14 protein-coding genes are annotated in these 23,301 nt (G+C 72.2%); 5 read left to right on the top strand and 9 right to left on the bottom strand.

Features of this window, described 5'->3' with window-relative positions; genetic code table 11:
* Positions 1 to 44 precede the first annotated feature (44 nt).
* Together O0S08_RS31575 and O0S08_RS31570 are read right to left on the bottom strand one after the other, a co-directional pair.
* Positions 45 to 4,772, bottom strand: coding sequence for an nSTAND1 domain-containing NTPase (locus tag O0S08_RS31575; protein WP_269033078.1), 4,728 nt, complete (start codon positions 4,770 to 4,772; stop codon positions 45 to 47).
* Positions 4,773 to 6,122, bottom strand: coding sequence for a sigma 54-interacting transcriptional regulator (locus O0S08_RS31570; RefSeq protein WP_269033077.1), 1,350 nt, complete (start codon positions 6,120 to 6,122; stop codon positions 4,773 to 4,775).
* A 437-nt stretch (positions 6,123 to 6,559) separates the two neighbouring features.
* On the opposite strand from O0S08_RS31570, the gene O0S08_RS31565 reads away from it, so the two are divergent.
* Both O0S08_RS31565 and O0S08_RS31560 read left to right on the top strand, forming a co-directional pair.
* Positions 6,560 to 8,323, top strand: a complete 1,764-nt coding sequence (locus O0S08_RS31565) for a PQQ-binding-like beta-propeller repeat protein (RefSeq protein WP_269033076.1) — start codon at positions 6,560 to 6,562, stop codon at positions 8,321 to 8,323.
* A 409-nt stretch (positions 8,324 to 8,732) separates the two neighbouring features.
* Complete coding sequence (locus tag O0S08_RS31560) at positions 8,733 to 10,331, top strand: hypothetical protein (RefSeq protein ID WP_269033075.1); 1,599 nt, start codon at positions 8,733 to 8,735, stop codon at positions 10,329 to 10,331.
* A gap of 136 nt (positions 10,332 to 10,467) precedes the next feature.
* Here the strand turns inward: O0S08_RS31560 and O0S08_RS31555 are convergent, their stop codons facing one another.
* On the bottom strand, positions 10,468 to 10,974 hold the full coding sequence (locus tag O0S08_RS31555) for a hypothetical protein (RefSeq protein ID WP_269033074.1): 507 nt from the start codon (positions 10,972 to 10,974) through the stop codon (positions 10,468 to 10,470).
* A gap of 239 nt (positions 10,975 to 11,213) precedes the next feature.
* On the opposite strand from O0S08_RS31555, the gene O0S08_RS31550 reads away from it, so the two are divergent.
* Together O0S08_RS31550 and O0S08_RS31545 are read left to right on the top strand one after the other, a co-directional pair.
* Positions 11,214 to 11,597: a group II intron maturase-specific domain-containing protein gene (locus tag O0S08_RS31550; protein WP_269033073.1), complete on the top strand. Its 384-nt coding sequence runs from the start codon at positions 11,214 to 11,216 to the stop codon at positions 11,595 to 11,597.
* Between the two features lie 131 nt (positions 11,598 to 11,728).
* Positions 11,729 to 12,136 (top strand): FHA domain-containing protein, encoded by a 408-nt coding sequence (locus O0S08_RS31545; RefSeq protein WP_269033072.1) that lies wholly within the window; start codon positions 11,729 to 11,731, stop codon positions 12,134 to 12,136.
* Positions 12,137 to 12,151: 15 nt separating this feature from the next.
* Here O0S08_RS31545 and O0S08_RS31540 read toward each other — a convergent pair whose 3' ends face one another.
* From O0S08_RS31540 to O0S08_RS31520, 5 genes are all read right to left on the bottom strand, one after another.
* A complete protein-coding gene (locus tag O0S08_RS31540) occupies positions 12,152 to 13,390 on the bottom strand; it encodes a hypothetical protein (protein ID WP_269033071.1) in 1,239 nt (412 codons plus the stop codon).
* A 426-nt stretch (positions 13,391 to 13,816) separates the two neighbouring features.
* On the bottom strand, positions 13,817 to 14,737 hold the full coding sequence (locus O0S08_RS31535) for a hypothetical protein (RefSeq protein WP_269033070.1): 921 nt from the start codon (positions 14,735 to 14,737) through the stop codon (positions 13,817 to 13,819).
* A 461-nt stretch (positions 14,738 to 15,198) separates the two neighbouring features.
* Positions 15,199 to 15,996 carry a hypothetical protein gene (locus O0S08_RS31530; RefSeq protein WP_269033069.1) on the bottom strand — a complete coding sequence of 266 codons (798 nt, stop codon included), beginning with the start codon at positions 15,994 to 15,996 and terminating at the stop codon, positions 15,199 to 15,201.
* A 400-nt stretch (positions 15,997 to 16,396) separates the two neighbouring features.
* The gene (locus O0S08_RS31525) at positions 16,397 to 18,733 is read right to left on the bottom strand and encodes an amidohydrolase family protein (protein WP_269033068.1); all 2,337 of its coding nucleotides are present in this window, start codon (positions 18,731 to 18,733) and stop codon (positions 16,397 to 16,399) included.
* 339 nt (positions 18,734 to 19,072) lie between these two features.
* Positions 19,073 to 20,329: a peptide-N-glycosidase F-related protein gene (locus O0S08_RS31520; RefSeq protein WP_269033067.1), complete on the bottom strand. Its 1,257-nt coding sequence runs from the start codon at positions 20,327 to 20,329 to the stop codon at positions 19,073 to 19,075.
* Between the two features lie 485 nt (positions 20,330 to 20,814).
* Here O0S08_RS31520 and O0S08_RS31515 point away from each other — a divergent pair, with 485 nt between their 5' ends.
* Positions 20,815 to 22,107, top strand: a complete 1,293-nt coding sequence (locus O0S08_RS31515; RefSeq protein WP_269033066.1) for an FG-GAP repeat domain-containing protein — start codon at positions 20,815 to 20,817, stop codon at positions 22,105 to 22,107.
* 6 nt (positions 22,108 to 22,113) lie between these two features.
* Here the strand turns inward: O0S08_RS31515 and O0S08_RS31510 are convergent, their stop codons facing one another.
* On the bottom strand, positions 22,114 to 22,638 hold the full coding sequence (locus O0S08_RS31510) for a hypothetical protein (protein WP_269033065.1): 525 nt from the start codon (positions 22,636 to 22,638) through the stop codon (positions 22,114 to 22,116).
* Positions 22,639 to 23,301 lie beyond the last annotated feature (663 nt).

The following is a 23,301-nucleotide window of genomic DNA, read 5'->3' as shown; positions in this document are numbered from 1 at the left end:
ACATGTCCTCGAGTTCATTATGAGGAGCGCCGGGCGGCCCTCGTTCACAGCGCCGGCGCGGCGAGGGCGACGCGCTGCAGGCAGGCCGCGCGCGCGGCCGCGGCGGCGGCCGTCGAGACGTTGAGCAGCGCGACTCGCCGCTCGACGGCGATGCAGTGGCGGGTGGCGCTCCACAGCTCGGGGTCGTCGACGCGGGTGAGGGGCTCGAGGTCGGTCCACAGGCGCACGCTGTAGTCGGCCCCGGCGCTGACGATCCGCCGGCCCTCGCGGTCCCAGTGGGCGGTGTACACGGTGGCCTCGTGACCGCGCAGGACGAGCGGGTCGCCGGCGCCGTCGGCCGGCCAGACGCGCACCGTGCGGTCCTTGGAGGCGGTGGCGATCCAGCGCCCGTCGGGGCTCCACGCCCCGCGATAGACGCCGCCCACGTGGCCGCGCAGGGCGAGCAGCTCGGTCGCGGCGTCGGGGTCCCAGATCCGGGCGGTCATGTCCTCGGAGGTGGTGAGCACGCGGCGACCGTCCGGGCTCCACGCGGCCGACAGCACCGACTCGTGATGGCCGCGCAGCCGGGCCTGGAGGTCGCCGCCGTCGTTTCGCCAGAGGCGGGCGATCTTGTCGAGCGAGGCGGTGAGGATCCGTGCGCCGTCGGGGCTCCACTCGGCGGTGTTGACGGCCTCGTCGTGCTGCAGGACCGCGAGCTCGCGGCCGTCGCCGGCGTCCCAGATCCGCGCTGTGCGATCGCCCGAGGCGGTGACGAGCCGCCGGCCGTCGGGGCTCCAGGCGACGCCGGCCAGCCAGTCGGCGTGGCCGCGCAGCACCTGCGGCTCGCCGCCGTCGAGGCTCCACACGCGCGCGGTGGCGTCGGTCGAGGCGGTGGCGAGGCGCCGGCCGTCGGGGCTCCACGCGAGGCCGTAGATCGCGCTGGCGTGGCCGCGCAGGAGCAGATCGGGGCGCTCGCCGGTCGGGTCCCACAAGCGCACGTGGTCGTGCTCGGCGATGGCGACCCGGCCGTCGGGGGCGAAGGCGGCGGCGTGCATGAGCTGCTCGTGGGCGTGCACGGCCCGCGGCGGCGGTCGCCCCTCGGGGCGCCACAGGCGGGCGGTGCGGTCCCAGGAGGCGGCGAGGATCCGCCGGCCGTCGCGGCTCCACGCGAGCGAGCGGACGGCGCTGTCGTGGCCGCGGAGGACCTGCGGCGGGCGCTCGCCGTCGACCGGCCACACGCGGATGGTGGCGTCGTACGAGCCGGTGAGCACGCGCCGGCCGTCGCGGCTCCACGCGACGGCCATCACCGCGCCCTCGTGACCGGCCAGGAGACGGGGCGGGGCCGACGGATCGGCGACGTGCCAGATCCGGGCGAGGTCGTCGTTGCAGGCGGTGGCGAGCTGCGCCCCGTCGGGGCTCCATTCGACCACGTAGCAGTGGTCGCTGCCGGCGAGTGATCGCATTTCGTCGCCGCTCTCGGCCGACCAGATGCGCGTCGAGAGATCGTGGGCGGTGCTGGCGATTCGGCGGCCGTCGGGGCTCCACGCGGCCCACGGGACCGGGCCCGCGTGGCCGCGCAGGACCAGCGGCGGGCCGTCGCCGTCGACCGCCCACACGCGCACGGTGCGATCGGCCCCGCTGCTGACGATCCGCCGGCCGTCGGGGCTGAAGGCGGCCGACAACACCGGACCTTCGTGGCCGCGGAAGACCCGCGGGGCGCCGCCGTCGACCGCCCACACGCGCACGCTGCCGTCGGCGGAGGCGCTGACGATCGTGCGGCCGTCGGGGCTGAAGGCGGCGGTGCAGACCTTGGCGGTGTGGCCGACGAATTCCCGCGGGGCGTCGTCGCCCTGCCACAGCCGGACGACGTGGTCCTCGGCGGCGGTGACGACGCTGCGCTCGTCGGGGGCGAAGGCGGCGTGGTGGACGCGCGCGGGGTGGGGCAGGACGGCGGTGAAGAGGCCGTCGTCGCGGGCGCGCAGGGCCAGGTCGGCCCACTCGCGCGGGAGGTCGGGCGGCTCGAGCTCGCGCACGAGGGCGAGGGCGGTGGTCGGGTCGCGGGTCTCGAGCTCGCGGGCGGCGGCCATGCGGCTGGCGTTGCGGGCCTGTCGGGCCTCGTCGTCGGCGCGGGCGGCCTGGGCCTCGGCGCGGGCGGCCTCGTCGCGGGCCCGCCGGGCCTCGGCGTCGGCGCGCAGGGCCAGCCAGGAGACGACGGCGGCGACGGCGGCGAGCCCGGTGATGACCGCGAGGAGGCGACGGCGGCGGCGGCGTTCGGCGCGCTCGAGGCGGGCGACGACGGCGGCGAGGTACTGCGCCTCGTCGGCGCCGAGCGGCAGGCGGGCGGCCTCGGGGGCGCGGCGCAGCCAATCGCGCGCCTCCTCGGCCGCGCGCTCGCTCCACAGGGTGCCCTCGGCGTGGCCGCTGGCGCGCCACTGCCCGGCGGCGGCGCGCAGGCGGGCCAGGAAGTGCGCGTCCTGCCGGCTCTCGTCGAGCCACTGGCGCAGCCGGGCCCAGCGCTCGATCAGCGACTCGTGGACCAGCTCGACGGCCCCGCCGTCGCGCTCGTCCCCGGCGGCGATCAGCAGGAGGCGCGCGGCCGCGAGGTGGTGGACGACGTGGACGACGGCGTCGCCGCCCGGGGCGAGCGCGCGCAGGTCGGCGAGGCCGACGACGGCGCGCGTGCGCTCCGGGGTGACGAGGCGGAGCAGGATCGCCCGCGCGAGCTGCTGCTCGCGGGCCGAGAGGGTGGCGAGGACCGCGTCGGCGTGGGTCGAGAGGGCGCCGGCGACCCCGCCGAGGCCGCGGTAGCTGGCGCGGGTGAGCAGGCGACGCGCGCCGTCGCGCGTGTCCCACAGCCGGGCGGCCGTGAACTGGAGCAAGGGAAGCGGACAGCGGGTGCTCGCCAGGGCGGCCAGCATCTCGTCGACCAGGTCGTCGCCCTCGAAGCGGTAGCCGGCCGCCTCGACCGGGCGCACGAGGGCGTCGCGCAGGGCCTCGCGGCCGAGCGGGGGCAGGAGGACGAGGCCGCGGGTGACCTCGCTGGTGAACCGCCGGTCCTCGGCGACCCGGTCGAGGAAGTCGGAGCGGACGGCGAGGACCACCCGCACCGGCGAGGAGGCGTCGTCGGCGGCGCTCTCGAGGCAGGCGAGGAAGGTGGCCCGCTCGTCGGCGGCGGCGCCGAGGGTGTAGAGCTCCTCGAACTGGTCGACGAACAGGAGGAGGTGGCGCTCGCCCGCGCGGCAGCGCGCGCGCAGGAGGGCGCCGGCGTGGCCGGGACGGTCGCGGAGGAGGGCGGCGAGGGCGTCGGGGTCGGTCGCCGGCGGGGCGGGGAGCGGCGGGTCGTCGGCGGTGCGCGGAGGCGCGCTTCGCGGGCTGGCGGGCGGGTCGTCGGCGCCTGGCGGAGTGTCGAGGGGGCCGGGCAGAACGTCGGCGACGCGCGTCGGCGCGCGTCGGCGGCCGTCGAGCACGTCGATTTGGCCGGGCGGCTCGTCGGCGGTGCGCGGAGGCGCGCGTCGCGGGCCTGCGGACGGGTCGGCGGCGCCTGGCGGCTCATCGGTCGAGAGCCGGGCGAGCACGTCGGCGAGGGCGACCAGGGGGCGGCGGCCGGGGCGGAGGATGAAGGCGTCCCAGCGGCCGCCGGAGCGCTTGAGGGCGGGGATCAGGCCGGCGCGCACGAGGGACGACTTGCCGGCGCCCGACGGGCCGGCGATGACGACGAGCTGCTGCTGGCGCAGGCGGGCGAGGAGGGCCGCGGTGTCGCGCTCGCGGCCGAAGAAGCGGGCCGCGGCCGCTTCCTGGAAGGCGGACAGGCCGGCGAACGGGGCGGCGTCGAGGTCGGAGGGCGCGTCGTCGGTGACGAGGGCGACGAGGGCGCGCAGCAGCAGCGAAGCGGAGGCGAGGCGGTCGGCGGGCGACTTGGCGAGGCAGGCGTCGACGAGGCCGGCGATCGGGCCGAGGTCGGGGCGGGCGGCGGCGAGGCTCGGCATCGGCGCGGCCAGGTCGCGCACCGTGGCCAGCCGCGCGGGGCTGACGGGCGCGAGCGGGTGGACGCCGGTGAGCAGCTCGTGGAGGACGATGCCGGCGGCCCAGAGGTCGGTGCGGGCGTCGACGGCCTCGCCCAGCCACTGCTCGGGCGACATGTACGCGGGCGTGCCGACGCGATCGCCGGCGAGGGTGTGGCCGTCGCCGGGGCCGCCCGCGCCGTCGGTCACGAGCCAGCTCGCAGGGTCGCCGGCGAGCCGCTTGGCGACCCCGAAGTCGAGCACCTTGACCTGGCCGGCCTCGGTGACGAGCACGTTCTCGGGCTTGAGGTCGCGGTGGACGATGCCCATCGCGTGGGCGCACTCGAGCGCGCGGACCACCGGCAGCATGCGCTCGGCGGCCTGCCGCGGGCTCAGCGGCTCGCGCTCGTCGAGCCAGGCCCGCAGGGGGCGGCCGTCGAGGTACTCGAGGACCATGTACGGGCAGCCCTGGACCTCGTCGACCTCGTAGACGCGGACGATGTGCTCGTGCCGGCAACGGGCGGTGGCCCGCGCCTCGGCCAGGAACCGCCCGGCTCGCTCGCCGCCCCACGCGTGCAGCAGCTTGATCGCGCACAGGCGAGCCAGGCGGGTGTCGCGGGCCAGGAACACCCGGCCCATGCCGCCGCGCCCGAGCTCGCGGATGATCTCGTAGTGCTTGAGCCAGCTGCCTGGCCCGAGAGACAGCTCCGCCGCGGCCGGCGCGACGGCCACCGGCCGGGTCAGCGGCGCGGTCGCGCGGCCCAGCCCGCTGTCGTCGCGGTCGCGGTCCATCTACGGCTCGATGCGGTGGCGTCGCAGCAGGCGGTAGAGGTAGGCGCGATCGATGCCGGCGGCGTCGGCGGCCCGCGCGACCTTGCCGTCGTGCAGGCGCAGCAGCCCGGCGAAGTAGCGCCGCTCGAAGTCGGCGAGGGCCCGCACGCGCTCGGCGGCGTAGGGGGCCGCGGAATCGACGACGAAGCCGTCGCCGCCGGCCTCGCCGGGCTCGGGCTCGGGCTGGCCGGGGCCGAGGACGACGCAGCGCTCGAGGTAATTGCGGAGCTCGCGGACGTTGCCGGCCCACACCGCGTGGCGCAGCCGGGCGAGGAAGGCGGGGTCGCGCAGCGGCTCGATCTGGGCGGGCGAGGCGTGCAGCGCGGCGAGGATCTCGTCGACCAGCGCCGGGATGTCCTCGGGCCGCTGGCGCAGCGGCGGCATGCGGATGGTGACGACCGCGAGGCGGAAGTAGAGGTCGGCGCGGAACTTGCCGAGGTTGACCTCGGTCCGCAGGTCGCGGTTGGTGGCGGCGACGAGGCGCACGTCGACCGGGCGGTGGCTGTTGGAGCCGACCCGCCGGACCTCGCGGGCCTCGAGCGCGCGCAGCAGCTTGGGCTGGAGGTCGAGCGGGAGCTCGCCGATCTCGTCGAGGAAGAGGGTGCCGCCCGAGGCCTCCTCGAAGGCGCCGATCCGCCGATCGGTGGCGCCGGTGAAGGCGCCCTTCTCGTGGCCGAACAGCTCGCTCTCGAGGAGGTTGCCGTGGATCGCCCCGCAGTCGACGACGACGAACGGGCCGCCCGCGCGCGCGCTCTCGCGGTGGACCGAGCGCGCGGCCTGGCTCTTGCCGGTCCCGGTCTCGCCCTCGAGCAGCACCGTGGCGCTGCTCTCGGCCGCCCGCGCGAGCAGGGCGAAGGTCGCCCGCATCGGCGCCGAGGCGCCCGTGAGCGAGCCGAAGCGCGGCTCGCTGGCCAGCGGCAGGCGGTTGACCTCGAGGCCGAGCTCGAAGCGGAGCACCGTCTTGCCGAGGCGCAGCAGGCTGCCGGCGCGCAGGAACGCCTCGAGCACGTTGACGCCGTCGAGCACCGTGCCGTTGCGGCTCTTCAGGTCGCGCACGCGGGCGCCGGCCTCGTCGACCACGATCTCGCAGTGGAACCGCGAGACCGTCGGATCGTCGACGAGGACGTGGTTGCTGCGGTGCGAGCCGATCGAGCAGCGATCGGTCGAGGACTGCCAGGTCGCCCCCGCGGTCGGTCCCTCGACCACGGTGAGGCTGAAGCGCCGCACGCCGGCCCGCGCGGCCGGCGACTCGCTGTACGGCAGGGTCGCCGCGGCGGCGCTCGCCGCCTCGCGGCTGTCGTCGGTCGGCATCCGCTACGGATACAACCGTTCGCGCCGCCCGGCAACGCCCCTCATTCGGACCGCGGGCGCGCCATCGCGGGCCCGCACGAGCGGGTTCGCCCGCGTCGACGGGTCGCTCGGCGTGATTTTTAGGACATGACCCAAGGGGCATGTCGAAGCTTCGCTCGGGCTCGGCGGTGGGAATCATTGGATGTCTAAAAGGACATGTTCGAATAGACATTGATTCGAGAGTCCGAATCGACGGGGCGGACCGGGCGAATGGGGCTCGATCGTCGGACCCGGCGAGGGGTTGAGCTCGCGGCGACGCGGCGGCAACCATTCGCTCGCGCGACTTATTCCGGACCCGTTCGGAGCGCACCCTCGACGCGGGCTGCAGCCTGGAGACCGCGGGCGAACGCATGCATGACGTGCATGCGTGCGGCCGCGGATCCAGCTAACGTGAGAACATGCGAAAATTCTGGGCTTGGATCGTCCTGGGCTGCGCGACGGCGTGTCCCGGGCAAACGGGAGAATCCACCGATACCGCGGCGACGACGGAGCCGACGACGACGGGGTCGGAGACGACGCATTCCCCGACGGGCACGACCACCGAATCGACGCCGACCACCGGCGAGGCGACGACGACGAGCGGGACCACCGGCGAGACCGGCGAGACCACCGGCGGACCGGCTCCGTCCGGCGCGCGCGTGGTGTACATGACGACGAAGCCGGACGGCAAAGGGACAGATGAGCTGTTCTTCGTCGATTGCACCGGCGCGGCGCCGGGTCCGGCGATACGGATCCACGAGCCGCTGGCCGACGGCTGGGCGGTCGCGTCGTCGATCGGGCTGTCGCAGTCGGGGCGATGGATGCACTACACTCTGGCGCACCCGACGCTGGGACAGCAGGTGTGGCTGGTCGACATGTCGGGGCCGTTGCCGGGGACGCCGAAGCAGGTCGAGCTGCCGCCCGAGCTGTCGGTGGACGTCCATCCCTGGCGGTTCTCGCACGACGATACGCGGCTGGCCTTCCACCTCGCGGAGCCGGGCGGCGACTTTCAGTACTACCTGTGTACGATCGCCGCCGACGGCGGCTGTGTGCCCGAGAGCTGGGGACTTCCCGCGCAGCGGGGCGGCACGCAGGGCTTCTTCTTCGAGTTCTCGCCCGACGACACCCGCGTCGCGTACGCCGGCGATCCCGACGGCGACGGCGTCCACCAGCTGTTCCTCGGCGGAGCAGGGCCCGGCGACGCCGGGGCCGCGGTGCCGGTGTCGGGCGACGCGCCGCTGGACGGCAGCGATACCGAGCTGGGATGGTTCAGCCAGGACGGCGAGACGCTCTACTTCAAGTTCGGGCCCGAGCAGTCCCTCCGGGGCGTGCGCGCGGTCGACATCAGCGGCGATCCGCCGGCGGCGCCGAAGACCGTGGTGCCGATCGACGGGCGCTTCACGGTCCGCGCCGACGACGGCGCGGTGCTGTGGCAGGTCGACCCGGAGCTGGACGGCGACGGCGACCTGTCGCTGTTCAGCCTCGACGGGGCGAAGGTGGGCCCGAGCGTGCCGCTCCACGACGAACCCGGCCATGTGGCGGACGGAGGCTTCGGATGGTCGGCCGACGGCCGCTTCGTGTTCTATCGCGCCAACGGGGACGACGTGAAGCAAGCGTTCGCGCTGTTCGCCGCCGACGTCAGCGGGCCGACGCCGACGCCGCCGGTGCGGCTGAGCGCGCCGATCACCACCAACGGGACGGTCGCCGACGTGTTCGGCGGCCCGGACCCGTCGTTCGCGGTGTACAGCGGCCGGCCGGACCTCGAGACCGGCGACCAGCTGTGGATGGTCCCGTTCGAGTCGCCGGCCGACCGGGTGCAGCTGGTCCAGCTGCCCCCGGGCGGCTCTCTGTTCACCACGGAGATCGCCCCGGACGGGTCGCAGATGTTCTTCATGGCCGCGCAGGAGTTCAAGGCCCCGCTCGAGCTGTTCCACGTCGACCTCGAGGACCCTGGTCCGCCGGTCAAGCTCAACGCGCCGCTGGAGGCCGGCGAGGACGTGCGGGCCCCGAGCTTCAGCCAGGACGGCGGTCGCGTGTTCTACCGCGCGCAGCGCACGACCGGCGACCTGATCGAGACCCGCGTGCTGCAGGTGGATGTCGACGCGCCCGGCCAGGCGACGCAGGTGTCCGACCCGACTCACGACGTGGCGTCGGCGTGGATCCTGCCGCCGAGCGGCGAGTGAAGGTCTGCGGAGCGGCGCCGTGAGAGTCGCTCCATTCTAAGATGTCTCTTGAGTCATGTCTCGAGAGACACTTTGACCGGGCGCGCCGGAGGTGTCCCGGAGGGCATGTCGTCGCTCGCAGCAGATCGGCCGGGTGACTTCTTCGGACCTCGAACGGACCCGAGGGGCGCCCGGTGCCCGCCGCGGGCGCTCCTGGAGACCTCGTTCGGACCCGGCCTCCGGGACGGGTGCCTCGTCCTGCAGGTCGGGCTAGGTTGAGGCCATGCGAACAAGCGGGATTCTTATCATCGTTAGTTGTCTGACTGCGTGCCCGGGCGGCACCGGCGATACCACCGACACCGCGACTACAGACCCGACGTCGACCGGGTCGGAGACGACCGGGCCAGCGCCCGGCACGATCACCGAGACTGTGCCGACCTCCGGCGAGTCGATGACCACCGGGGAGCCCACCGGCAGTACCACCGACAGCACCACCGGCGAGCCGGCGCTCCCCGGGACGCGCGTGGTGTACTCGACCCTGGCGCCGGCGCGCGAGCTCTACTTCGTCGACTGTACCGGCGAAACGCCGGGGGCCCCCGTCCGCATTCACGAGCCGAACGAGGAGGGCTGGCTGGTCACCACGGTGTTCCAGTTCTCGCCGTCCGGGCGCTGGCTGCAATACAATCGATTCCACGAGACGCTGGGCCGCGAGGCGTGGCTCGTCGACATGTCGGGGCCGATGCCGGGGGTGCCGAAGCGCGTCGAGCTCCCGCAGGGCGTGGACGAGCTGGGGACGATCCTGTTCTCGCACGACGAGAGCAAGCTGGCGCTGCGGGCCGCGGATCCGGGGGGCGGGTTCCAGTTCCACGTGTGTACGATCGAGCCCGACGGGACGTGCGTGCCGGAGAGCTGGGGCGTGCCGCTGCAGCCCGGCGGGACCCACCGGCGCTCCTTCGAGTTCTCGCCCGACGACACGCGCGTGACGTACTTCGGCGATCCCGACGGCGACGGCCTCAATCAAGTGTTCCTCGGAGGGACTGCGCCGGGCGACGCGGGCGTGGCGGTGGCGGTGTCGGGCGATCTGCCGCCGGTCGACGACACCGAGGTCGCGTGGTTCAGCCAGGACGGCGCCACGCTTTATTACACGTTCGGTCCAACGCCCGACCGCCAGGGAGTGCGCGCGGTCGACATCACGAGCGATCCGCCGGGCGACCCGAAGACGGTGGTGCCGAACGAAGGGCGGTTCGAATTTCGCGCCGACGAGTCGGCGGTGCTGTGGTGGAGCAGCGAGGGCTCCGCTTCGAGCGGCGACCTGGCGGTGTTCGTGATCGACGGGACCAAGGTGGGCCCGAGCGCGCCGATCCACGACGAACCGGGGCGCGTGTCGGATCGGGTCTTCGAGTGGTCGGCCGACGGCCGCTTCGCGCTCTACCGGGCCAACGGCGGCGTCGTCGAGGACGCGTGGGCGCTGTTCGCCTCCGACCTGAGCGGGCCGACGCCGGCGCCGCCGGTGCGGCTGAGCGCGCCGATCACCACCAACGGGACGGTCGACCGCGTGCTGGTCGGCCCCGACCCGTCGTTCGTCCTCTACACCGGCTGGCCGGACCTCGAGACCGGGCACCAGCTCTGGAAGGTCCCGCTCGAGTCGCCGGGCGATCGCGTGTTGCTGGCCGAGACGAGCAACATCGGCACGATCCTCGAGGTCGTGCTCGGCCCCGAGGGTTCGCAGGTGATCTTCGCCTCCGCGTCCGAGCTCGCCGGCGAGCACGATCTGTTCTTCGTCGACGCCTCCGCTCCCGCCGCGCCGGTCAAGCTGAACGCGCCGCTGAAGGCCGGAGAGGGCGTGGCCCGCCTGGCGTTCAGCCACGACGGTCGCCGCGTGTTCTACAACGCGCGGAAGGCCGTCGACGACGCGACCGTGCAGCGCCTGCTGCAGGTCGAGGTCGACGAGCCCGGCGCCGCGGTGCAGGTGTCCGCCCCGGAGCACAGCGTGGGGCTGGCGCTGTTCCTGCCGCCGGTCGGGGAGTGAGCGGGGAGGACGCGCGGCGCGCAGGCGTCCGTGAAAGTTTCACTATGTCTATAAGTACATGTCCTTATGAACCTTGATGGCTATCGCTGGAACCGGAGGACATGTCGGCCCGTGACATGTCCGCCGGGACATCTCGTCACTCCCCGGACTGCACCGTGAAGTAGCCGAGGTCGTGGAGCTGGACGTCGACGGCGATCTCCTGGACCTCGTAGCGGAACAGCGGGAAGGCGATGCCGTTGCAGGGGCTGTCCATTGGGTCGAGCCGCAGGGTGCACTCGCCGTGGCCGTCGTCGCCGATCGCCACGCAGTCGAACCGGCTGCCCCAGTCGGACGCGGGGGTGGCGGCGCCGGCGGGCGGCGGGTTCGAGGTGTCGAGGTAGTCGACGCCGAACCACGACGACTCGTCGTTGAAGCCGCCCTGGACGCGGACCGACAGGTCCTTGCCCCCGGGGTACTGGTCGGCGTTCGCCAGGTCGGGGCCGCGGAACACGACCTTCTCGTCGGCGCAGTCGATGGCGGCGCCGTAGCGCGGGGCGAGGGCCACGTAGTCGTCGGCCGGGACCATCGTCTCGCCCGGGGTCGCCGCCACTTGGTGGCAGGCGTCGGCGTAGGCGGCGTCGCCGGTGAAGGCGACGTCGAGCATGCAGGTGTCGCGCAGCGCCTCGGGGCATTCGCCGCACTCGGTGGGCGAGCTCGTGCGCTACTGCGATGACTTCGTGATCCTGTGCAGGACCAGGAAGGCGTGCGAGGAGGCCGAGGGTCAGGGTCCGCGAGATCCTGCGTCGACTTCGACTCGAGCTGCATCCCGAGAAGACGAGGCGCGTCGAGCTGAGCCGGGGACGGCAAGGCTTCGACTTCCTCGGCTGTCACCTGCGTAAGCGCATGTCCGGTCCGATCTGGGAGAAGGAACGCCGCAGAGCGTACTTCCTCCAGCGCTGGCCTTCGACGCGCAGCTTGACGCGGGTGCGACAGCGTGTGAAGGAGCTGACCGGTCGTAACCGCCACGGGGTCAAAGATGTGCGGGTGATCATCCGCGACATCAATCCGGTGCTGCGCGGCTGGGCCAACTACTTCCTCACCGGGAACGCCGCCGCGAAGTTCAACCAGATCGACACCTACGTATGGAGTCGACTCCGCGCCTTCATGGTGAAGCGCAAAGGTCGACATCTCCACGCGGGGGAGGCCAAGGTCTGGACACGCGACTTCTTCCACAACCACGGCCTCCATCGTCTGCGGGGGACCGTGCAGTACCCGGAGGCAGCGTAATGCAACGGCCCGAAAGTCCACCGGTAAGCCGTGTGCGGGAAATCCGCATGCACGGTTTGAACGGGGGTCCTGCCCTTCCTCCGGGGCAACAGCCGTACTCGGCAAGACCGAAGGAAGGGTAGGATCTACCAGTGCGTGACGAGACTGCGTGTTGCGGCGCCTGTGCTCACCTCGCCGCCGTGGCAGGCCGCGAGGAGGCGCCTGCCGGTCCGCCGCTGCGCTTCACGCTCGCGCCCGACGGGCGGCCGAAGGGCGCGTGGGTGGTGTTCAAAGGGCGCGAGGTCGAGCTCGATCGGCCGGTCACGGTCATCGGTCGCGCGCGCGGCTGCGACATCGTCGTCGACGATGACGCCCTGTCGCGCAGGACGTGCTCGCTCTCCTTCGACGGCGACGGTCATTGCATCGTCACCGACCTCGACAGCGCCTGCGGGGTGATCGTGCACGACCGGAAGATCCAGCGCGCCGGCCTGCACGCCGGCGATCGGGTGTACGTCGGCAGCATCGTGTTCGTCGTCGAGCAGCGGCCCGGCGGCGGTTGACGCTGCGGACGCCGGTCAGCAGAACGGCTCCCATTCGTTGGAGATCGAGAAGGCGAACGCCTTGCCCGCGCTGTTGGCGTTGATCACCGCGCCGAGCTTGTCGAAGCAGCGGATGGTGACCGTCGCGGTGCCCGCGGAGTCGACGTTCCAGGCGCGGACGAGGCACTGATCGCCGGCGGAGCCGTGGGCGGTGACCAGCGGGAGGACGTTGAACTTGGCGTTGCTGCCGCCGCCGGGGAACTCGGCGGCCGGCAGGGTGACGATCACCTCGTTGCCGCTGGCGGCGGTGGTGAGGGTCGGCGGGGGGTTCTGCGGGCAATTGCCGTTCACGGCGGTGAACGAGGCGTTGGGGGCGCCGGCGGACACGAACGAGTGGGCGCCGATCGTGCTGGTGCCGGAGTAGAGGTCGATCATCGTCACCGTCTGGCGGTCGAGGTAGAAGCCGGTGTCGGCCGCGTTGCCGGCGGAATCGAAGCAGCGCACGTTCACCGTGGTGGTGCCCCAGCTGCCGATCACGCAGCGGTTGGAGTTGTTGTCGGTTTCGGTGACGTGGACGCCGACGTTGGCGACGGTCTGGCCGGTGAGAGTGACCGAGTAGGCGCCGGTGCCGGTCTTGCTGGCGCTGATCGCCGAGCCGGTCGAGTTCCAGGTGCGGTTGGAGTCGACGGTGCCGGCCGAATTGACGAAGGTGTAGGCGCCGTGGTCGCCGGCGCCGGAGCGCTTGTCGACCAGCAGCTTGAAGGCGCTGTCGACCTGCGTGCCCGCCGAATCGTAGCACTCGACGATCGCCGACGCGAGCGAGGCGGAGCCGGTGAGCGTGCCCTCGAGCTTGCAATGGACGGCGGCGGTGTTGCCGAAGGCCACGACCTGGGCGTTGGCGTACGTGCCGTTCCAGCCGGTGAAGAACACCCAGTAGCGGCCGAGCGACAGCCGGGTGCTCGTCACCCCGCCGCCGCTCTTGTTCCACGCGCCCTCGGTGCCGGTCGGCCCGTCGATGTCGCCGTCCGACTGGACGTGGACGAAGCCGGCGCCGTCGATGGTGAGCGCCGCCGGATCGGGCTGCGGCGCGGTGAGGTCGTCCACGGCCTCCGCCCGGGCCAGCTCCGCGTCCTCGCGGGTAGCCGCCAGCGCGAGCGCCGGCTCGCCGTCCTCCGCGATTCGGGCGAGCTCCGCCTCGCCGACCGGATCGTCGCAACCTGCGACGGACACGCCGGTGAAGAGGCCCGCGGTGATGAACATGCCGCGACCCAACACGGCAAGAGTAGTCTTATGCATCTCGTCCTGCGTCCTTTCAAGCAATGATCGTGCAATGAGCGAGCCTCCGCGCATCGCGGGGGCGCCCTCATCGTCGGCGACGTCCTAACCAACCACGAGAACGACGTCAACGCAGCGTTTCGCGCCCGAATGCGCGGGCCGCCGGACCCCAGGTGCGCGGCGGGCCGATCGTCAAAGTCGGCGCGATCGGGGGCCGTCATCCGCTGGTCGACGCACGCGCGAGCGGAGATCGGGGAGACGATTCAGCAGAGTGCGTGGTTGATTTGTTTCGACCTTCGGGAACGGTCGCGCGAGTGCTCGCATTTTCAGCAGTCTACTCGGGAGCGACCGGGCGCGGGTCGCCCGACCCCGATCCCGATCACGCCCGCCCGGACTGCGCCGAGGCCCGGGAGCCCGAGGGCGAGACTACAGGTCCGCGCGCGAGACGAGCCCGCGGCCCGATGGGCGCGCTTTCGGGGCCGGCCCTTGTTCGGAGGCTCGCGGCGGGCGACTAGAAATGATGCGCAGGCCGCCGGGAGCGGCGCTGACGAGGGCGGTCGGCTTGCGGCTGTTGTGGTTGAAGTGCTGGATGCCGCTGATGGTGCCGAAGAAGAAGGCGACGGCCGCCAGCGCGTACAGCGAACCGAGGACGGCGGTGCGGCCGTTGGCCTCGCGACAATCGGCACAGGTGGTGCCCGCGACGATCAGGCCGGCGCTGACGCTGGTGGCGAAGACGCCGAGGCCGAGCCAGGTGCGGAGCTTGAGCGACCGCTTGCGCGCGGACCAGCGGCGCAAGGCTTCGTCGTCCGGGGGCGCGGACGCGGGCGTGGCGGTCGGGGGCGGCACGGGAAGGGTGACCGGCAAGGGGACGGCTTCGCCGGCGGCCGCGGGCGCCCAGAAGCCGGGCGGAGGGTCGTAGCGGCCCGGCGGAGGGTCGTAGTGGCCAGGCGGTGGATCGCGGAACACGGGCGGCGCGCCGGGGGTCTCGGCGTCGTAGTAGCCGGGGGGCGGATCGTAGAGGCCGGGGGGCGGGTCGTAGAAGCCGGGCGGAGGATCGGCGGGCGCAGGGGGGCCGGTTTCGGGCGCGGGGGTCGACGGTGCAGGGGCAGTCGCGGGCGCGACGTCGACGGTCTCGGGCGCGGGAGCCGACGGTGCAGGGGCAGTCGCGGTCGCCACGTCGACGGTTTCGGGCGCGGCGGGAACGGCCGGACCCGCGGACGGGGGCGGACTCTCCGGCTGCGCGACCGAAAGCGGCGCGACGGGCGTGGCGACGACGACGAGACCGACAACGAGCCCATGAAATCCTGACACGGTTGCAAGGATGCGCAGCGGTGGGGTCTGCAGCAAGCCGAGGTGGTCGGGCGAGAGGTCGCAGGTCGCGTGATTTCGCGGCCGGCCGCGAAGGGAATACGAATGGCACGAGCGGGGTGCTCCGAGGGCGTGCGGTCTGCGAGACCCGCTCGATGCAGGGGCACGCCGAGGACCGCGCGAGGTGCCAGCACGAGGCTGATGCGCCGTGAATGGGCGATGCGACGATCGACGGCCGCGTCGCCGCGCTTTCGCAGGGAGTCGGCGCGATGAGGCGCTGAACCGCGAAATCGCGGTCGGGGGTGCTGCGAGTCTTCGTGAAGGTCGCAGCAATCGTCCGCCCCGCGATCACGGCGCGCGGACGAGTCGCGAACGACTGCACGTCGCCGCGCTGCACGACGAGGACTGTGCCGCGTCATTCGCCGCGAATGACGTGGCTCTTCGTGAAGGTCGCAGAAGGGACGCGCTCCGGGCCCTCTCCGGCGGCTCCTGGCGCGCGGCTAAAAGTTGATGCGCAGGCCGCCTGGGGCGACGCCGAGGACGGCGGCCGGCTTGCGGGTGTTGTGGATGGCGAGCTGGGCGCCGCTGACGGCGCCGAAGACGAAGGAAGCGGTCGCCAGCACGAACAACGAGGCGAAGGCGAAGAAGCGGCTGTCGTTGTCGCGGCAATCACCACAGTCGTTGATGAGCAGCGCCGCGCTGGCGACGACGCTGACGCCGAAGAAGCCGCCGCCGAGCCCGGTGCGGAGCTGGAGCGACCGCTTGCGCGCGGACCAGCGGCGCCAGGCTTCGTCGTCCGGGGGCGTGGACGCGGGCGTGGCCGTCGGGGCGGGCACGTGGAGGGGGACCGGCAAGGGCATGGGGCGGTCGACGGTCGCGGGCGCCCAGAAGCCCGGCGGGGGGTCGTAGCGGCCCGGCGGAGGGTCGTAGTGGCCAGGCGGTGGATCGCGGAACACGGGCGGCGCGCCGGGGGTCTCGGCGTCGTAGTAGCCGGGGGGCGGATCGTAGAGGCCGGGGGGCGGGTCGTAGAAGCCGGGCGGGGGATCGGCGGGCGCAGGGGGGCCGGTTTCGGGCGCGGGGGTCGACGGTGCAGGGGCAGTCGCGGGCGCGACGTCGACGGTCTCGGGCGCGGGGGTCGGCGGTGCAGGGGTAGTCGCGGGCGCGACGTCGACGGTTTCGGGCGCGGCGGGAACGGCTGGAGCGGGCGGAGGCGGACCTTCCGGCTGCGCGACGGGCAGCGACGCGACGGGCGTGGCGACGACGACGAGACCGACGACGAGCCCATGAAATCCTGACACGGTCGAAAGGATGCGCGGCGGGGAGGCCTGCAGCAAGCCGAAGGGGTCGCGCACGCGCTCGCGGGCGCGTGATTTCGCGGGCGACGGCGGCGGGAATACGAATGGTGTGAGGGCGGTGCCCCGGGGGAGAGGGGTGCGGTCTGCGAGACCCGCCCGGCGAAGCGGGTATCGACTGTCTCGATGCAGGGGACCCCGGAGGGCCTCGCGAGGTGCGACGACGAGCCGGGCTCGACGCCTCATCGCCGCGCGCTTGCGGTGCCGACGAGCGCCTGAATACAGAATTCGCGGGCTCGCTGCGAATCACGCGAGCCCGCGTCAAGGTGGCGGCAATCACCCGATGCGCCGATCACGGCGCGCCGATCCTCGCGGGAGCGGGCGCGCCGTGATTGTCATGAGATGCTCAGCGGCCGAGCTCGGCGGCGCGGGCCTCGGCCAATTCCCACATGCGGATGTAGCCCTCGGCCGAGCGGAACAGCGGCTCGAGATCGGCCTCGTCGACGGCGTCGCGGCGGGCGTCCTCGATCAGCTCGGGCAGGAGGCCGATGTGGGCCAGGCCCTCGGTGTTGAAGTCGAGCTCGCGGTTGCCGACCACGGGCGGGGTGAACTCGATGTCGCCGGCGAAGGACGAGAAGGGATAGGTGACCGGGTCGGTCTGCGGGGTCGGGCACACGCCGTCGCCGAAGCGGGGCCCGCGGGCGCCGGCGAAGCCGTTGAGGTCGAAGCCGAAGCCCTCGGCCGGGTAGCCGCCGTTGTCCATGATGAACTGGATCTTCTGTTTGAAGCCCTCGACGGTGGCGCCGGGGGCGTCGCCGCGGCAGACGCCGAGGCTGCTGGCCGACACGCCGCCGAGCTCGTAGAGGAGGCCACTGTTGTTGCGGCCGTGGCTGCCCGAGGCGGGGTAATTGGCGGCTTGCAGGAGCTCGTAGGCGCGCACGTAGGACCACTGCGGGAGGTGGTCGACCTCGATGATCATGCCGCGCGCCATCATCTCGTCGAGGACGTGCTCGCCCAGCGGGGTGAGGGTGGCGTTCTGACAGTAGGGGCCCTCCAGCGCGGGCTCGGTGATCTGGCCGAGGTACATGCCCGTGGTGGTGAGCGGGGCGGTCGGGAACTTGCTGTTGTCGATCGGCGCGGGCGAATCGTAGACGTCGCGCGGCATGTTGAGGCCGCCGAAGTTGACGTTGCCGCTGTCGAACCCGCCGACCTGCGGCTCGGGGCAATCGAGGGTGAAGTTGGACCAGTGGCCGCTGTTGGCGAAGTTGCCGAGCTCGATGAAGGCGCGGTCGCCGTCGCCGGGCGAGAACTTGTTGTCGTACTTGTGGACGGGGAAGACCGCGCGCACGCCCAAATCGTAGTAGTGGTCGAGCTGGGCCTCGACGTAGGCCTCGTCGCAGGTCGGGTCGCCGTCGTGCGGGGTGAGCTTGCAATCGAACAGGTTGGAGGTCTCGATGCCGAGGATGACTGCCAGCTTGCCGCCGGCGATCACCTCGCGCGCCTCGGCGGGGGTGTGGACGACGCGGAACCACCCGAGCCCCGGCCCGCCCGACTGGGCGTCGATGTAGCGCTCCATGGCGTAGGTCTCGTCGATGATGCGGTCGACCGCGGTCATGTCGTCGCAGCCGTAGCGGCTCTTCTGGATGCCCTCGCCGATCATGAAGTCGCAGATGATGGCGTTGGTGGTGGCGTGCTGGACGACCAGGCGCAGGCCGGCGAGGTAGGCCCGCTGCAGCCACAACCAGTACTGGGTCTGGTGGGTCGAGCGCCGGGGACCGTTGGGCCACTCGGTGAAATCAGGGTACCCGGCGGTGGCGTGGTTGTCCTCGCTGAGCTGCTTGGCGACCAGGTCGGGCAGGAGGCTGGCGAGGTCGGCGTCCTCGTTGCCGGAGGCGTCGAAGATGTAGCCGAAGAAGTCCTTGCGGCCCATCTCGCCGTGGGAGATCGAGCAGTCCGGCAAGGCATGCTCGACGCCGAGGCGGTGGTAGGCGCCGCCGTGGAACAGGCCGCCGCCGCCGAAGGCGTAGTTCGAGTGGATGTGCGAGTGGGTGTCGACGATGCCGTAGAGGTCACCGTCGTCGAACATGGTCTGGGCGATCTGGCCGCTGGCGTCGAGGGTGAGCTCGGGGTACTGCTTGCAACCGTCGGCCGGCTCGAAGGTGACGGGCACGCCCTGGTCGGCGAGCGCGTCGGTGCCGAGCAGGAGGTCGTTCCGCCGGTTGCGCAGCTGGTATTGCGACCAGTCGACCACGGAGGTCTCGAGGGTCCACTCGGCGCCGGACACGTAGGCGTCGTCGATGAGGGTGACGTCGGACTCGAGCACGGTCTGGCGCACGAGCGGGCCGCTGTCGGCGACGAGGTAGCCGCCGTCCTGATCGTAGAACAGGTAGGTGCCGAGGTCGGCGGCCCTCATGGTGAAGCGGGCGGCGCCGGCCTTGTCGGCCGCGAACGAGAAGCTGTCGCCGCTGGCCGCGAGATAGGCGTCGCCGCTGCGCAGGGAGTAACAGCCGCCGGCGAACTTGTAGGTGTCGAGCATGGGCGGCTCGCCCGTGGTCTCGCCGGTCTCGCTGACGGTGCCGCTCACGCTGGTGGTCGGCACGGTGCCGCCGGTCTCGCTGGTGTCGGTCCCGGTGGTCGTATCCTGCGTGTCGCCGGCCTCGTCGTTGGCGGCGGGATCGGTGGCGCAAGCAATGTGAACGAGCAGGGTAAGCGGTACGAAGCCGAAGCGGGTCACGTTGGCCATGGTATCCGAACGGCCGCAGTGGTGGCGCCGACATTTCCGCCGACCGGCGCGGACGAACTGCGGTCCGCGGACCCGAGGGGCCCGTGGGCCGCGGCCTCGGCATGCGCAGGGGACCCCGGCGAGAACGGGGATTTTCGGGTGACCCTCGGGGTCGTCGGCGGTGCGACGAATCCACGGCGGGACGGCGGACGATGAACACCGAGGCGACCGGGAGCGATCGCGCCGGGGCCAGTCACGGGGAGGAATTCGCCGCGGCGGGCGGATCCTCGCCGCGGCCGGGCTCCCCCTCGGGGGCTCGTCGCGGGAGGGCGCGCCCGCGGTGCGGGTGATTCCGGCGCGCTACTGCGCCTGCACGTAGAGCGAGAACGGGAAGTTGCCCTGCATGTCGACGAAGGTGGCGTCCGGGACGTCGATCACGAACTCGTGGGTGCCGGCGCTCGCGGCCCCCCAGGGGATGATGCGGGTGTCGATCACGTCGCCCGGGCACCAGTTGCTGAACGATTGCCAGTCCTCGTCGGATTGCGGGTAGGGGCCGTAGATGCCGTTCGGCTGGGTGTTGTAGGGGCGGAACGGCTCGCACGAGGGGCGGCCGGGCTTGTACTGCAGCACCATCTCGCCGTCGACGTACACGTAGTGCTCGCGGCGGATGTACTCCTCGCCGCCGGCGTTGGCCCCGTGATTGGAGGTGATGAGGACGAGCTGGGCGTCGGCAGTGTCGGCGGGCAATTCGAAGGTGACCGTCTTGCGGGTGGTGCCGAGCTCGTCGCTGGCGCCCTCGGTGTAATTGTTGAAGTCCTGGCTGATCGCGACCGGCACGAGGACGCCGAAGTCGGGGGCGGGCTTCTTGCTGTCGGTGTAGAGGAGCAGGGTGCCGAGCTGGGTGTCGTTGCGGTCGGCGCAGCCGGCGACCTCGTTGTTGGCGGCGTAGGGGACGCCGAAGATGCTGAGCTCGAACCAGAAGTCGTACTCGGCCAGGAGGTCGGGGTCCTTGAAGATCGGCACGAGGTCGCTGGCCTGCCACTCGTACGGCACCGTCATCGGGTGCTTGTTCATGTCCATGAACGGGGTGATGAACCGCGCGACCTCGATGCGGTCGACCTCGGCGGGGACGTAGGTCTGCGCGCCCTTCGGCACGAGGGCCAGGTTGACGGAGCCGAGCCGATCGTAGTTGTCGCACAGGGCGCCGACGATGACGCCGAGCGTCAGGGTGGTCTGCACCTTGGCGAGCATCTCGTCGGTGAACCGCGTCGCCACCAGCGCATTGCTGTGACGGAGGACGCCCTCGGGGATCGGCTCGTCGACCGTGGCGGCGTAGCCGTCGTAGAACACGATGTCCTGCAGCACCGGGAACGACTCGGGCTCGGGCGGCGGCTCGTCGGGGCCGGTGGTGCTGCCGACGTCGGTGGTGCCGGTGGGCGGCTCGGTCGTGGTCGGGTCGCCGGTGGTGCCGGTGGGCGCGTCGGTGCCGGTGCTCTCGGGGCCGTCGGTGGTCTCGGTGGTCGTGGTGCCGGTGCCGTCGTCGGCGCCCTGCGAATTGGTGCAGGCAGCGAGCAGGGCCAATAGATAGACACACGGGGGCACGCGACGCAGGCTCATCGGCTCAGCGTACCAGAAGGCCGGCGCGATCGCGCGCGCGAGCAGGGAGGCGAGACGAGGGCAGAAGTCCCGGAACGCTGACGGCGGCGGTCTCGAGGGGTCGCCGGCCGCTCCCCTGGCGCTGGCTCACGCGGCCGTGAAGGCCGGAGATCTGTCAAAGACGCGGTCTGCGGCGAGGTCTGCGGGGCTGGACGCGAGTGGGATTGGGCGGTCGCCGGCTTGTCGCACCGGCGTCTCGAGGTCGACCTGTCATGATTTGCGATCGAAGTGGCGTCATTCATCGGGGTGGTATGATTCGAGGAGCGCGAGGACGATGTGTGGCGGCGAGCCTCGGGCTCAGCGACGGACGGGGCGGCGCTTTTTGCCTGGAGCATGACGGCGTCACGACGTCGAAGCTTCGCTCGACGCATGCCGGGGAATGCGGTACTTTCTCGTCGGGCGATCGCGGCGGCCGATCGTGTTTTTTAAGAGGGGAGCTTGAGGTGATGCATCGATACGAGCGGATGTTGGCGGTCGTGGGGCTGGTGGTCGCAGGCGCGTGTGGTCCGGGTACGCCCGGCGATACCGACACCGCGAGCGGCTCGACGGCGACGAGCGCGGAGCCCTCGTCGGAGGGCGCGAGCGATACGGTGAGCACGGAAGATCCGACGAGCGGGCCCGGGACGACCGGTACGACGACGACGAGCGGGGAGCCGGAGACGGCGACGGCGAGCACGACGGACGAGCCCGGCACCACCACGACCGGCGGGCAGGATGGTCTCGCGGACTGCGGCTTCGCCGAGGTCGCGGTCCGCGGCCTGGTCGGCCAGGCCTTTGTCGCCGGGGATTTCGACCAGGACGGAACGATCGACCTCGTGGTCAAGCCCGGCGGCGGGACGGCACAGATCCACTTCAACGGCGGAGACGGGGCGACGTTCACGGCCGGGCTGGTGCACGACATCGCCAACGGCGGGCAGATGGCAGGCGGCGACTTCGACGGCGACGGCGGCGTCGACGTGGTGCACTACGACTTCACGATCGCCCAGGAGCTGCAGGTGCAGCTGAACGTCGGCGGCGAGCTGGCGCCGCCGCTGTCGACGCCGAGCGAGGCGCTCTACTACACGTTCCGGGTCGCGGACGTCGACGGCGACGGCGACAGCGACGTGAGCTTCGGCGGCCGTCACTCGGAGCCGGTCGACGTGCTGCTGGCCGACGCCGGCGTGCTGACGGCAGGCCATCAGCTGCAAGTTTCGGCGTGCTACGCGACCGGCTCCGACTGGGCCGATTTCGACGACGACGGCGACCTCGACTTCGCGGTCGTCGGCGATTGCAACGCGACGCTGGGGATGCCGCCGATCGCGATGCACCTGCGCGAGGGCGACGGTTACGTGACGCTGCCGGACGTGGGCCTGGCGGAGTCGTCCGACCCGCCGGTGCTCGTGGCCGGCGATTACGACGGCGACGGGGTGATCGACATCGTCACCCAGGGCCATCACCAGTCGCCGCACTTCAATCGCCACCTCGGCCTGGGCGACGCGATGTTCGCAGCGCTCGAGCCGTTCGAGGTGCCGATCGATCGGTGGGTCCGCCAGGCGCTCGACGCCGACGCCGACGGGCGCACCGACCTCCTCGCCGACGGCGACGGCCTGGTCGTGCTGTACCGCAGCACGGGGCCGGGCTTCGAGCCGTGTCTGATCGGCGCCGGCGTCCTCGCGGCGGCGGCCGACTTCGACGGCGACGGCCGGGTCGACGTGATGCTGAAGGACGGGCCGTCGTTCACTCTGGCGCGCGGGCAGTAGCGCAGGTCAGGGGGCCTTGCGCTGCTCGTCCTCGGGCTCGGTGAGCTCCTCGCACACGCCGATGCAGTCGGCCCCGCCGTTGCTGGGGTCGCAGTCGTCGTTCGGATCGTCGACGCACAGCAGGCCCTCGGGGCACTCGAGGCCGGTGAGGCCGCCGCAGTGGGCGATCGGCGACGGGAGGCAGAGGCCGAGGCAGTCGGCGCCGCCGTCGTCGGGGTCGCAGCTGTCGCTGGGGTCGTCGACGCACGCCTGTCCTCCGGGACAGTCGAAGCCGGCGAGGCCGCCGCAGGCGACCGGATCGATCGGCAGGCAGTGCCCGGCGCAATCGAGGGCGCCCTGCGCGGGGTCGCAGTCGTCGGCGCCGTCGTCGACGCAGACGAGCCCTTCGGGGCACAGGAGGTCGACGGGGCCGGCGCAGGGGATGAGCTCGGGCGCGTCGCCCTTGCGCGAGTCGAGCAGATCGTGATCGCAAGCGAGGCCGAAGGCAAGCGTGAGCGCGATCCAGGCGGGGGTTTTGTGCTTGGTACGCATGTTCGTTCCCTGACTCGACCGAGAACATCGGCCACGCGAAAAGCGAGCCGCTACCGCCGCAAGCGGCCCTGCGGCGGCGAGAAGGCGAGAGAACGGCGATCGTCGATTGCCAGGACTGGGCACGAGCGCGCACGGATGTCTGTGCTCAATCGTGTGAGCGCAAAGCACGCGCGTGGGATATCGATTCACATGCAGCGAGCTCGAGCGCGACCTTCGCCGCGGGCGCGGCCGCGGCGCGGGGAATCCGAGAGCGGAACGCCGGGAATGCCAGTGTTGCGATCGGTCGCCGGATTCGCGGCGCTTGTGATGAATGGTGTGTCTCTCGACGGCTGCGCGCGCAGAGTTCGAGCGGTCGGAGGTGGGCCGCCGAGTCGAGCTCGGCGCGTCGCGGTTCTCGACATGGTCGATGAGACAGATCGATACTGCCCGAAGAGACATGGCCGATGAGACAGCGTGCGACACGCTCGCGGAGCCGTCGTCGAGGTGATGATTCGTTCATGCACCGGGAGGGGTGGAACGCGTTGCAGCGAACTCGCCCGACGCCGGGCCTGCAGGCGGCGTGAGCTCGCTCAGAGCGATCGCTCGAGCCGTCGCGGATCGAGCGCGCTCGGGGTCAGCCCCAGGGCTGGGCGCGCGGTGTCGGCGGATGATGCGCGAGCGCGG

The sequence above is a fragment of the Nannocystis punicea genome (assembly GCF_026965555.1).
GTDB classification, from domain to species: Bacteria; Myxococcota_A; Polyangia; order Nannocystales; family Nannocystaceae; genus Nannocystis; species Nannocystis punicea.
This window is presented reverse-complemented; position numbering and strand designations above follow the sequence as displayed.